Raw genomic sequence first — 12,954 nt, forward strand, 5'->3', positions numbered from 1 at the left:
CAGCCGTGAGAACGAGGCTAAGACCGGTCTCGAAGTAGCAATGCGCTGAGGTAGGAAGAGTGAAAATCACACTGGAAGAGTTACGCGCCTGGGTCGCGGTGGTGGACACCGGTTCGATTACCGCCGCAGCGGAACAGCTGGATCAAACCAGCTCCGGCATCAGCCGGGCGCTGAGCCGCCTCGAAAGCAAACTGCAAACCACACTGCTGCACCGCACCACGCGTCGCCTGGCGCTGACCGAAGAGGGGCTGATTTTTCTCGATCACGCGCGGCAAATCCTCGCGTCGGTGGAGCAGGCCGAAGAGCATATCGCGCAGCGGCGCGACATTCCCTCCGGACGGCTGCGCGTCAACGCCAATACGCCATTTACCCTGCATGTTATCGTGCCGTTGGTTGCCGAATTTTGCGCGCGCTATCCGCAAATTCAGCTGGAGCTGAACACCGATGACATTGTCATCGACCTGCTTGAGCAGCAAACTGATATCGCTATTCGCATTGGTGAACTGCGCGACTCCACGCTGCGCGCGCGCGTGCTGGGCAGCAGCGCGATTCGCCTGCTGGCCAGTCCGGCCTATCTGGAAAAAGCCGGCGCGCCGCAGAGCGTGGAAGATCTGCTGACGCACCAGCTGCTGGGATTCAGCCAGCTGGACGCGCACAATGTCTGGCCGGTATGGCAGCGTGAAGGCGAGTTTTTGCGCATCAAACCCACGCTGTGCGCGTCGAGCGGCGAAACCCTGCGCCAGCTGGCGCTGGCCGGGCAGGGCATTGTGCGGCTATCGGATTTTGTCAGCCGCGAGGATCGCGCCAGCGGCCGGCTGGTGCAGGTGCTGGAAAATGACACGCGCGAACTGCGCCTGCCGATTCACGCGGTGTACTATCGCAACCAGTCGCTCAGTTCCCGCATCACCTGTTTTCTGGATTTTTTACGGGAAAAAATTCAGGAAAATCATCTGTTATAGTCCTGTTCTGTTTGAATAACCTTTCCTGTTATGTTCTGCCCTCATCGATAAAAACGCTTTAATTCAATCGGTTAATGATTTAGCTATCTTTCGGCCGCCCATTTAAGAATTTTTTCCTAACGGGACATTTCTTATGTCTCGGATTTATCTCTTTCCGGATTATGTCGCAACTTTGAGCCCACCCGTGGGCAGAGCCAGGGAGATTGCGGCGCTTGCCTGCAAACGCGCAGTCAAAATTAATCGACGGAAGGAAGAATCATGAACGTTTCACCCGTAAGTGTGGCGGTTATCGATAAGAAAACCATAACCAAAGCGGAAGTGCTGCGCGCCGGTAAAGACGGCAAAGCAGTGAAGATTCAGGCAATTACCAACGGTAAATATCTGCTGACGCAGAACCAGGACGGCACCGCGCCTGAAAACATCACCGTTAAACGCGCAGGGAAAAACCTGCTGGTGATGCTGGAAGGCTCAGACGCCAGCAAGCCGGATCTGATTATCGAAGATTTCTTCGCTAAATCCGGCACCTTAGTGGGTAAAGCGGAAGACGGCGAAATGCACGCTTACGTCGCGACGGACGGCAATGCCGACCACGAAGCGGCCGCGCTGGCCGACGGCGAAACCACCGCGCTGGCGCTGGGTGAAGGCAGCGTTGATGATAATTCCGGCTACGCACTGGCCAGCGGCTTTGAATGGTCGCCGGCGCTGATTGCGCTGGGTGGCCTGGCGGCTATCGCGGCAGCGGCAGGCCTCGGCTATGTCGCGGCGAAACACCACTACGACAATAACGACGGCAGCCACAGCGGCAAAGGTGAAGGCGGCGGTGGCAGCGGCGGCGGCGATATCAGCAAGCCCACCATCAGCGATGTGATTGATGATATCGGCGACGTAACCGGTTCGGTAGCAAATGGCGGCCGCACCGACGACACCATGCCCACCTTCAACGGCACCGGTACGCCAGGCAATACCATTGAAATATGGGATGGTGAGACGCTGCTGGGTGAAGTGCTGGTGGATGACGAGGGTAACTGGACCTTTACGCCGGAAAAACCGCTGGCGGCTGGCAATCACAGCATCGTTACCGCCGAGCGTAACGCCGAAGGCGTGGTGGGTGAAGAGAGCGATCCGTGGGAATTCATCATCGATCTGACTGCACCAGCCAAAGGCACCATCGGCAGCGTGATGGACGATATGCAGGATCCGCCGGTGCTGATCGAAAAAGGCGGCGTGACGAAAGACAATACGCCAACGCTGACCGGTAAAGCTGAAGCGGGCTCGACGGTAGAAATCTGGAACGATGGCGTGAAGCTGGGCACCGCAAAGGTGGACGCCGAGGGTAACTGGACCTTTACGGCTCCGGCGCTGCAGGATGGGCGACACGAGCTGAGCATCGTGGTGGTCGATCAGGTGGGTAACAAATCTCTGCCATCCGATCCGTTCATCGTTGATGTGGACACCGTGGCGCCGGAAAATCCGGGCATTGGCGTGATCAAAGACAGCGAAGGTAATCCGCTGGAAGACGGTTCCACCACAAAAGATCTGCGTCCGACGCTGGAAGGCACCGGTGAAGATGGCGATATCGTGGTGATTATCGACAACGGCAAGCCCATTGGTTCGGTGATTGTAGAAGACGGCAAGTGGACCTTCACGCCAGAAAACAATCTGAAACCGGGCGAGCACGAGCTGGAAATCGTGGTGCGCGATCCGGCCGGTAACGAATCGCCGGCCTCAGAAAAGGTCACTATTGGGTTTGAAGGCGACACGCAAGTGCCGGGCGATCCTGATCCTGTCGACGGCCTGCCCGATCCGGACGTTCCGGTTTCTGGCATGATTGAGCATATCTTTAAAGACAACAACGACGCCGGCGTGCGTACGCCAATCGAAAACGGCGGCGCGATGAACGATCCGAGCATCATTGTGGCCGGTAAAGGCGTGCCGGGTGAACTGGTAACCATCTACATTGTCGGTCTCGAGAACAGCTACAGCTTCACTACCACGATTGGGGCTGACGGCAAATGGGAGCTGACGACGCCGGATCTGGCGGATGATGTTTATCAACTGCGCGGCGTGTTCTCCAGCGATGGCGAAGTGACCGGCAAAACGGACATTTATGAAGTGGAAGTCGACACCATTCCACCGCCGCCGCCGGAGATTAATGCGCTTGAGCTGGCCGGTCTTGATATTTCCGCTCTGCTTTCCCTGGACAATCATGAACTGTTCAATGAGGCCGACGATCAGCCGCAGCCGATTAATGCGGAATTACTGCAGCTTAATAACGATGCGTTTAATGACTGGAATAATCAGGAAAGCCAGAGTGGTGTGATAGCTGAAAATAATTCCCAATCAGATGCGCTGTTCTTACAGAACGAAATCGAACAATTCTAATTTATCTGGAGCATACAGGTGCAATTTATTGCACCTGTGAAACTTAAATGAAAATTGCAAAAAAATTACTTTTAGCTTCACTGGTGTGTGCGCCAGTATTCACGACTTTTTCAACCCAGGCGCAAAATTCATTTGGTGCCGCATGGCGTAGTTTATCGCCGGTATCGGCAGAGCAGGCGCGGGTGGTTTATTATCGTCCGGCTTCATTAACCGGGGAAAAACCGGCGAATATTTATGTCGACGGTGAATTCCATACGTCGTTACTGGCCGGTGGCTATACGGTGTTTTGTGTTGCGCCGGGAACGCATTCGCTGGGCAGTTATGTCAACGATGCGCCAGATTATCAGGGTAAACGCGCGCAATCGTGGACTGATAAACTGGCTGCCGGTAAAACCTACTATATTCGTGCTAACCTCGATGACAGCGGTCGTCCGCTGGTGGTCAGCCAGCAGCAGGCGCAGCAGGAGTTACTGAGCACCAAACGGCAGGCTCATCTGCTGTCGCGCGCATCGTCGGTACAGCGCTGTCAGGAACGAACGACTGAATCTTATGATAACTATGCGTTTTCATCCGACCTGCTGTTCCGTTTTGGCAGTGCCAACAGCAACGACATTTCTGCACAGGGGCGCGAAGCACTCAGCAGCTTTGCCGGCATGCTGAAAAAGGAAAGTGCCGCTCAACGCCACATCATCGTCACCGGCTTTACCGATCCTATTGGCAGCGACAGCAGCAATATGGCGCTGGGCCAGCGTCGCGCTGAGGCGGTGAAAACACTGCTGATCGCTCAGGGAATGAATGCGGCCAATATCACCGCGCAGAGCATGGGTGAATCTCAGGTCGAAACTAATTGTTCAGGCAGCCTGCAGGAGCAGAAAGCATGCTATGCCAGCGAGCGCCGGGTTATTATCAGTGTAGAAAATAAGTGATCTGATTTAATTATTTTAGCAGCACATTCTCACATCTCATATTGATGAGGTGTGAGGCACTGTGCCTCGATAAAGTTATTAAGGGTTCATATAACTTAATCGATTAAGACGTTTCTCGTATTGTCTGCAGGCATAAAAAGCGAAATTAAACCTGTATTCGGCTGGAAATCCCGAAGCATTATTTAACGTAAAAGGAATGCACATCATGGCTAATATTCAAGGTAAATTAGAGAACGCCCGCGTTATCTCGACCAAAGATCAGTTTTATAATTGGATCGATAAGGAAGTAAAAAATGCCAACGGCGGCAAGCTGGAAATCACAATTGATGGTGAAGTGCACATGGTTGATATCAGCGAGGACGGTAAATGGTCATTCGACCCGAAAACCAGCTGGTTAGACGGCACCCATGTCATTCAGCTGGTATCGATTGATAAAGCGACTAATCCGAGCGACCCGGCTATCTATATTCTTGATATGGATACAACGCCTCCGGCGAAACCGGAAATCTGGCGCGTAATTGATAATGCGGCGGAAGATCACTATCTGACGCCGGGTGATGCCACCAGCGATAAAACGCCGGCGCTGTCCGGTGTGGCAGAGCCTGGCACCATTGTTACCCTGTACGATAACGGTGAAGAGATCGGTTCAGTGGTAGCAGACAAAATGGGTGCATGGAGCATCACGCCGGAGCTGGCAGACGGCGAGCACAAACTGACCGTGATGGCGAAAGATAAGGTTGGCCATGAAAGCCCGGTTTCTGATGCTTTCAACCTGACGATTGCCGACGGTGTGATCACTCAGGCAGTGAACGAAGCGGTATCTGAAACGCCGGCAGAATCAATCACTATGGACGCGGATCCGTTTCCGGGTAAACCCATTAAAACCATCAATAAAAACATTATCTCGTTGAGTGCTGATAATGCTGAACCCAATGCATTAGTACAGATCGTTATTGATGATACAGTTTACACTACCCGTGCTGATGCCAGCGGCAAATGGCAGTTTGAGTCACCGGAGCTGAAAGAGGGTTTGCACGTTGCCGGCATTCGTTATCTGGACCGTGCGGGCAACTGGGGACCATCGACTCAGCTTATCCGCAATATCGACACCTCTGCACCAGAAGCACCGCAGATTATGCGCGTGATCGATAATGAAGGCAGCGCGGATAGCTATCTGACGCCGGGCAACTACACCAACGACAAAACACCAACCCTGTACGGTGTTGCTCAGCCGGACAGCGTAGTAAAAATCTACGATATTCGCTCCAATGTGATTGGCAGCGTAAAAGCCGGTGCCGATGGCCGCTGGAGCTTCACGCCGGAACTGACCACCGATGGCACCCACGTGTTTAGCGCCAGCTACACTGACCGCTTCGGCGCCGAGAGCCCGCGTTCTGACAACTTTACGCTGTCGCTGGATACTTCCGTACCGGGTACGCCAGAGCTGGCTCAGGTTTACGATGATGAAGGACGCGTTACCGGTCCGCTGAAGTCAGGTGACATCACCGATGACAAAACCCCAACCCTGTCGGGCGTGGCAGATGCGGGCGTGATTGTGCGCGTGTGGGATGGCGACAAACTGATTGGCTCTACCGTGGCGAACAACCGCGGTCAGTGGAGTCTGGATATTGAGCTGGGTGAAGGTGAGCACTCGCTGGTCGTGGATTCCATCAGCAAAGGCGGCACCGTTTCTGAGAAAACCGATCCGTTCAAACTGGTTATCGACAGCAACATCCTGCCGGCACCGGTGGTGGATGAGATGGTCGCCAACAACGGTGATGAAGAGCGTGTTCTGCAGCCAGGCGATTCCACTAACGACACCACGCCAGTGCTGCGCGGTGAAGGCAACGACGGCGACATCATCTATGTAATTGTTGACGGCGAAAAAGAGCCGGTGGCTTCAACTGTCGTTAAAGATGGTAAATGGGAAATTGAATTGCCAGAGCTGGCGGAAGGTTCACACGATATTGAACTGATCGCTAAAGATCCATCCACCGGCAAAGAGTCACCGACCTCAGATCCAATTAACGTGATTATCGATATTACGCCTCCGGATCAGCCGCAACCACCAACGATTGTCGATAACGAAGGTGACAACACCGGTCCGGTTGAACCAGGTAAGCCAATTGATGACAACCGTCCAGGTTTCGGCGGCGAAGGCGGTACCCCTGGCGACAAAGTGGAAGTCATCATTGATGACGGTAAAGGTAATCCGGTGGTGATTGGTACCGGTATCGTGGGCGAAGACGGCAAGTGGGAAGTGAAACCTGAGAACCCAATCGATGACGGTAACTATCAGGTTATCATCGAGATCACCGATCCGGCCGGTAACGAATCGCAGCCATCCGATCCTATCGATCTGATCATCGACACCAAAAAACCAGGCTCAATGGAAGGTTCGTACATACTGGAGGATAACGTCGGTCCTATCCAGGGTGAGATCGAAAATGGCACGGTCACCGATGACAAACAGCCAACGCTGAAGGGCACGTCACCGGATCTGTCGCAGGTCATCATCTACATCGACGATCGGGAACCTGTCGTGGTTGATGTTAAGGATGGCAAGTGGAGCTATGAGCTGCCAGAACTGGGCGAGGGCAACCATAAAGTTGAAGTACAGCCAGTGAGCCAGTCCGGTGTGAAAGGCGATAAAGAGGCGGCGATTAACTTTGACGTTGATACCACTAAGCCGGAGCCAGTAGAAGGCGGCGACAAGGCTAACTTCGAAGGCGTCTTCGCGGATAAAACCGGCACTGAAATCCCAGTGCGGCCGGACACCAACGATGACACGCTGATCTTCAGAGGTAAGGGCTCAGAAGACGGTACTATCGTGATGATTTGGGGCGACGAAGCGCGTACCCAGCTGATCGGTTCTACCGTGGTAGAAAACGGCGTGTGGCGCTATGAGTCAGACAAACTGGCAGAAGGAGATTATGCCTTTAACGTCACGGTTCGCGATGCAGCCGGAAACGAACTGGTCATCGACCATACCGTTAAGACCAACGTCGACGTCACCCCGCCGCCGCCGCCAGAAATCAACTCGATCTTCGCTGCGGGTGCTACGGATGTAGAAGGGCTGATGAGCATGTCGCTGAACGACATCATGACGCAGGGTCAGGATTCACTGTTCATCGACAACGGCAAGTCACAGCTGGTAGTGAACGCTAAACAGGGCGAGGCGCTGACGCTGGAAGACATCCTGCCAGCCGGTGAAGATGCCAGCTCCTGGCAGCAGGCGACAGGTACCGTCACCGTCGGCGGCACCGAGTATAACGTCTACAGCAACGGTGATGCGGAACTGCTGGTGCAGAACCTGCACAACGAACAGCACTGATCATTGATTAGCTGCTAAACAAAAGCCCCGGTCGCAAAACCGGGGCTTTTTTTATGCCTGCATCGGAGAAAATCAGGCGGTCGGTTCCAGCACCAGGATTTTCACGTCTACCACGTCATCTTTGATGGTGGCGCGGTGCGCATCCATGTGCGGCATCTGCTGATGCTGCTCCAGATGGCGCAGCGATTCCCACTGCTCGAGCATAAAGATCGAGTCTGGCGAGTTCTGCTTCCACGGCACCTGCGCCTGGTGATCGACCAGCGCATCGTACTGATGGCAACCCTCTTCTTCCAGCACGACAGGGATCAGTTTATTAATCGCCTCCAGTACCTCCTGACGGCGGCCCGGCTTAACGCAAATTTCTGCAACCACAGTTAACATAACGCTTCCTTCTGTTTTTTCCCGGTGTGCTTACAGTTAAGCAAAGATCTGGCTGAGATGAGTCCGATAACGTGCGATATCGCGCGGCACGTCAGGCTGTTTAATCACGTCGTTACAGATAAAGGTCGGCAGACTTTCCATACCGAGGAACTGATTGGCTTTATGGAAGTGCAGGTACAGACCGTCCACGCCGACGCCTTCGAAGAACTGGTCGGGATCGGTAAAGGCTTCCAGCGGCGCGTTCCAGGTCAGCGACAGCATGTATTTTTTGCCCTGAATCAGGCCGCCGGAACCGTATTTTTTGCTGGCATCGCTGCGCGAACGGCCATCGCTGGCGTACAGCGCGCCGTGGCCCAGAGTAAACACCTCATCGATGTACTTTTTCACCGTCCACGGCTCGCCCATCCACCAGCCCGGCATCTGATAAATCACCACGTCGCTGTCGAGGTATTTCTGCACTTCGTCCGCCACGTTGTAGTCGCTATCAGCAACGGTCACCTGAACCTCATGGCCCAGATCGCGCAGCTGGCTGGCCGCCACTTCGGTCAGGGTATGGTTCAGCTCGCCTTTGGAATGGGCAAAGGTCTTGCCGCCGTCGATAATCAAAATATTGCTCATGGATAATTCGCTCCGTTTCTCATAGATGCCGCCCACTCTACGCGCGCGCGCGGGGCAAAAAAATGCGTGATTGATCACAAGACTTTTGCTCTTAAAGCAATAATGCCGTCACTTATGCAACAATCCGCACGCAAACCAACATCCACTTAAAAAGAACACACCATGAAAACTGTGATACTGAGTGCTTTACTACTGATGGCCGGCGCGGCTCAGGCGCAATCCCACCTTGATAACGTTCGCCAGAGCAAAACCCTGAAGGTCTGCACCACCGGCGATTACAAGCCTTACACCTTTCTGCGCAGCGACGGCCAGTATGAAGGGCTGGATATCAGCATGGCGCAGTCGCTGGCCGCCAGCCTCGGCGCAAAAGTAGAGTGGGTGCCGACCACGTGGAAAACCCTGAGCGAGGATTTTGTAGCGAAGCAGTGTGATATCGCGCTGGGCGGTGTTTCGGTGACGCTTAAACGTCAGCAGATCGCCTGGTTCGCCCAGCCGCTGGGTGTCGATGGCAAGATTCCGCTGGTGCGCTGCGCGGATAAAGCGAAGTACCAGACGGTTGAACAGATCAACCAGCCGCAGGTGCGGGTAATCGAGCCGGCTGGTGGCACCAACGAAGCGTTTGTGCACGGTCATTTGCCGCAGGCCAGCCTGCAGCTGGCGGAGAACACCGGCATTTTCCAGCAGCTGGTGGATAACAAAGCCGACGTGATGATCACCGATGCTTCCGAAGCGCTGTTCCAGCAGCAGCACTATCCGTCGCTGTGCGCCATCAATCCGCAACAGCCGATGCAATATGGCGAGAAGGCTTACATGATTCCGCGTGATGATATGAGCTGGAAGCTGTATGTCGATCAGTGGCTGCACCTCAGCACCGCCACCGGCGAATATGCGCAGATCGCCAGACAGTGGCTGGGCGTGGTGAAGTAATCGTTAGCGATAAAGGGTATTACGACAGGCGTTACCGTCCTGTCGCGGCGCAATTTATTGCGCAATCAGCAGCAGTGAGGCGGGTGAATACGTGTGATCAATCGCGCCGCTACGGCATGTGCAACTGACATCCTGCACTTGCGTAGCGGCCCTATTTATTGTTTTGAAATCAACGATACAATCCGGCTTTACCCAGCCCGCCAAACAGATTCATCTTGTAGCGAATCACCGCTTTCGCGGCGGCGATGGCGTCCGGATAAATCACATTCGGATCCCACCAGCTCTCCCGCGCGAGGATCTCGCGCAGTCGGGCGAAATAGGCAAACTTCATGTCGCTGGAGATATTGATCTTGCCCACGCCTAGCGTCACCGCCTCGGCGATCTCCGCGTCCGGATTGGCCGAACCGCCGTGCAGCACCAGCGGAATGTCTACGCGCTGGGAGATATCCTTCAGAATGTGCATCTGCAGCTCGGGTTTCATATCTTTGGGATAGATACCGTGCGCGGTGCCAATCGCCACCGCCAGCGTATCGACGCCGGTGCGCTGCACAAAATCTTCCGCCTGCGCCGGTTCGGTGTAGATCACCTTGCTCACGCCGCCTTCCACCGTGGTGCCGGTATCGCCGATGGTGCCGAGCTCGCCTTCCACCGACACGCCCACCGCGTGCGCCAGCTTCACCACCTCTTTGGTCAGCGCCACGTTCTCTTCGTACGGCAGCAGCGAGCCGTCAATCATCACCGAGGTAAAGCCGCACTGAATAGCGCGCAGCACCTGCGCAATTGAAGCGCCGTGATCGAGGTGAATGGTAAACGGCACGCGGCTTTTCAGAGTGCGTTCGCGCACGTAGCCAAAAAATTCATCAGTGACAAATTCCAGTTCGCTCGGATGGATAGAAATAATGGCGGGCGTATTGGTGGCTTCGGCTTCTTCCACCACGGCCCGGATAAAGCAGCTGTCAGCGACGTTAAATGCGCCGATGGCGAAGCGATGTTCACGGGTCGGGGCCAGCATCTCTTTCATTGAAATCAACATGTTTATGTTTCCTTAGCGTGAGTTTTACCAGAGCCGGCGCACGCGCCGACCCGATGAGGGATAAAAAGAAACCGGTGGAGATTGCGCTGCGATCGGGGCGTCAGTAGCGGTTTGCCGACCCTGACCAGCTCAGATATTCAATAACCACTTCGCGACAGGCGGATTCCATCAGCGCCAGCACATCTGCCAGCTCGGCCTGCGGATGCTGGCGCAGCGCCTGCTGCACCGCGTGCTTACCGGCGTCGAACACCGCAGCGCCGACGTTGATCTTGGCGACGCCACAGGCGCTGACGCGGCGTATATCCTCCGCCGGGGTGCCCGAGCCGCCGTGCAGCGCCAGCGGCCGCGTCGTCACCGCGTGCAGCTGCTGCAGTCGCTCGAAGTCGATCTTCGGCTTTACGCCCGGCGGATAAAGCCCGTGCGCGGTACCGACCGAAATCGCCAGCAGATCGATGCCGGTCTGCTCAATAAACGGCAGCACGTCTTCTACCCGCGTCATTTTCACGGCGGCATCGGCCAGTTCATATGTGGGCGCATCGGCGATATGCCCCAGTTCGCCTTCAACGCACACGCCAGCGGTATGCGCCATCTTCACTACCGCTGCGGTCTGACGAATGTTGTCCGCCAGCGGCTCGGCCGATGCGTCAATCATCAGCCCGGTAAAGCCGGCGCGAAACGCCTGACCAATCAGCGGAAAAGCTTTGCCGTGGTCGAGCGCCAGCGCCACCGGCACCGCGGCCTGAGCGGCCAGCGCCTGTACCAGCGGCGCCGCCACCGCTGGCGGAAAATGCGCGCTGTGACCCTGATACACATTGAGGATCAGTGGCGCGCGCTGCTGTTCCGCCGCCTGAATCGCCGCGCGGGCGGTTTCGAGGTTGAAGCAGTTGATCGCCAGCACCGCGTACTTGTGCTGGAAGGCGGCCTGAATCAGGTCATTCATCATGGCAAACATGCGGGCTCCTTATTCCAGAGTGAATTTGATCTCTTCATCGCGGACGCCGGGTGCTTCCACGTCATCGAACTCTTCATCCTGCTGCGTGACCGGTTTTTTCATCACCGACAGCATCACGCCGCACACCACGGTGCCAATGCCGAGCGCCAGGCAGAACAGCCACGGTTTGGTGAACAGCGGCACCACGAACATGCCACCGTGCGGCACCGGCGCTTCCACGCCCCACACCATAATCAGTCCGCCGGCCAGCGCTGAGGCCACCACGCAGCTGGCCACTACGCGCAGCAGGTCGCGTGCCGCAATCGGAATCACACCTTCGGTAATCATGCAGATGCCCATCGGGAAGGCGGCTTTCAGCGCCTCTTTCTCTGCTTTGGTGTATTTGTGGCGCGTCAGCAGATAAGAGAGGGTGATGCCGAACGGCGGAATGATGGAGCCGACAAATTTCACCGCTTCCGGACCGTAAATGCCGTCGACCAGCATGCCGTCGGCGAACAGCGACATGGTCTTATTGATCGGCCCGCCAAAGTCGAAGGTGGCCATCGCGCCGAGGATGGCGCCCATCACGAACTTTGAGCCGCCCTGCATGGACTCCAGCAGATGAATCAGCGTCTTTTGCAGCCAGACGATCGGCTGGCCGATAAAGGTCATCATCAGCAGCCCGGCGATAATGGTGCTGAGCAGCGGCAGCACCATGATCGGCATCAGCCCCTGCATCGACTGCGGCAGCCTGATCACCCGGCGCAGCAGCAGCACGGTATAGCCGACGAGGAAACCGCCCAGAATGCCGCCGATAAAGCCGGTGCCGATCTGGCCGCAGATAAAGCCGACGATCAGGCCAGGCGCAAAGCCGGGACGATCGGCAATCGAGTAGGCGATGGCGGCGCTGATCAGCGGCACAATCAGCCCCATGCCCCAGCCGCCGATCTGGTTCAGCATCCACGCAATGCTGCCGGTCTGCTTGCCGACGTCCGGCCCGCCAATCACCTGCCCGAGCGCGATGCAGATGCCGGCGGCGACGATCAGCGGGATCATCCATGAGATGCCGGTGAGCAGATGGCCTTTGATCTCCTGGCCGTACTGACGTTTGTGATCGCTCATGATCGATCTCCTCAGGCGCGCGCCAGTGAATCCGCCACTTTTTCGAGGAATTTCACCGGTGACTTGATCACCACTTCGGTTTTCACTCGCACGATGGGTTTGCCCTGAAAGCGCTCTTCGCCGTTGATCTTGACGTCAACCGCGAGGATCACCACGTCAGCGGCGTCGATCTGCTCGCGCGTCAGCGGCGTTTCAGTGCCGATGGTGCCCTGGGTTTCAACGTGGATGGTGTGGCCCAGCGCGTGAGCCCCCTTAATCAGTTTTTCGCGCGCAATGTAGGTATGCGCGATGCCTGCGGTGCAGGCCGCTACACAGACGATATTCATGTGGCACCTCAAGAT

11 protein-coding genes are annotated in these 12,954 nt (G+C 56.0%); 5 read left to right on the top strand and 6 right to left on the bottom strand.

Annotated features, from left to right (window positions below):
• Window positions 1-59 precede the first annotated feature (59 nt).
• The 4 genes from AC6I8P_RS02770 to AC6I8P_RS02785 all read left to right on the top strand — a co-directional run bounded on the left by AC6I8P_RS02770 (window position 60) and on the right by AC6I8P_RS02785 (window position 7,601).
• Window positions 60-959, top strand: coding sequence for a LysR substrate-binding domain-containing protein (locus tag AC6I8P_RS02770; protein WP_058776526.1), 900 nt, complete (start codon window positions 60-62; stop codon window positions 957-959).
• A gap of 258 nt (window positions 960-1,217) precedes the next feature.
• Complete coding sequence (locus tag AC6I8P_RS02775; RefSeq protein ID WP_394521361.1) at window positions 1,218-3,341, top strand: Ig-like domain-containing protein; 2,124 nt, start codon at window positions 1,218-1,220, stop codon at window positions 3,339-3,341.
• Between the two features lie 47 nt (window positions 3,342-3,388).
• The gene (locus AC6I8P_RS02780) at window positions 3,389-4,267 is read left to right on the top strand and encodes an OmpA family protein (protein ID WP_249219474.1); all 879 of its coding nucleotides are present in this window, start codon (window positions 3,389-3,391) and stop codon (window positions 4,265-4,267) included.
• A gap of 205 nt (window positions 4,268-4,472) precedes the next feature.
• Window positions 4,473-7,601 carry an Ig-like domain-containing protein gene (locus tag AC6I8P_RS02785; RefSeq protein WP_481657326.1) on the top strand — a complete coding sequence of 1,043 codons (3,129 nt, stop codon included), beginning with the start codon at window positions 4,473-4,475 and terminating at the stop codon, window positions 7,599-7,601.
• 72 nt (window positions 7,602-7,673) lie between these two features.
• Here the strand turns inward: AC6I8P_RS02785 and AC6I8P_RS02790 are convergent, their stop codons facing one another.
• Together AC6I8P_RS02790 and AC6I8P_RS02795 are read right to left on the bottom strand one after the other, a co-directional pair.
• Entirely contained in the window at window positions 7,674-7,982 is a 309-nt protein-coding gene (locus AC6I8P_RS02790; protein ID WP_058759782.1) for a putative quinol monooxygenase, read from the bottom strand.
• Between the two features lie 36 nt (window positions 7,983-8,018).
• Window positions 8,019-8,600 (bottom strand): NAD(P)H-dependent oxidoreductase, encoded by a 582-nt coding sequence (locus tag AC6I8P_RS02795; RefSeq protein ID WP_211725067.1) that lies wholly within the window; start codon window positions 8,598-8,600, stop codon window positions 8,019-8,021.
• A gap of 162 nt (window positions 8,601-8,762) precedes the next feature.
• Between AC6I8P_RS02795 and AC6I8P_RS02800 the strand changes: the two genes are divergently transcribed.
• Window positions 8,763-9,527, top strand: coding sequence for a transporter substrate-binding domain-containing protein (locus AC6I8P_RS02800; RefSeq protein ID WP_481657327.1), 765 nt, complete (start codon window positions 8,763-8,765; stop codon window positions 9,525-9,527).
• 169 nt (window positions 9,528-9,696) lie between these two features.
• On the opposite strand, the gene AC6I8P_RS02805 is transcribed toward AC6I8P_RS02800, so the two are convergent.
• The 4 genes from AC6I8P_RS02805 to AC6I8P_RS02820 all read right to left on the bottom strand — a co-directional run bounded on the left by AC6I8P_RS02805 (window position 9,697) and on the right by AC6I8P_RS02820 (window position 12,939).
• Complete coding sequence (locus AC6I8P_RS02805; RefSeq protein WP_021509600.1) at window positions 9,697-10,560, bottom strand: ketose-bisphosphate aldolase; 864 nt, start codon at window positions 10,558-10,560, stop codon at window positions 9,697-9,699.
• Window positions 10,561-10,660: 100 nt separating this feature from the next.
• The gene (locus tag AC6I8P_RS02810) at window positions 10,661-11,512 is read right to left on the bottom strand and encodes a class II fructose-bisphosphate aldolase (protein WP_058776532.1); all 852 of its coding nucleotides are present in this window, start codon (window positions 11,510-11,512) and stop codon (window positions 10,661-10,663) included.
• 9 nt (window positions 11,513-11,521) lie between these two features.
• Window positions 11,522-12,613, bottom strand: a complete 1,092-nt coding sequence (locus tag AC6I8P_RS02815) for a PTS fructose transporter subunit IIC (protein WP_058759786.1) — start codon at window positions 12,611-12,613, stop codon at window positions 11,522-11,524.
• A gap of 11 nt (window positions 12,614-12,624) precedes the next feature.
• Window positions 12,625-12,939, bottom strand: coding sequence for a PTS fructose transporter subunit IIB (locus AC6I8P_RS02820; protein WP_021313325.1), 315 nt, complete (start codon window positions 12,937-12,939; stop codon window positions 12,625-12,627).
• Window positions 12,940-12,954: the final 15 nt, after the last annotated feature.

It is taken from the genome of gamma proteobacterium symbiont of Lampromicra miyakona, from assembly GCF_059730895.1.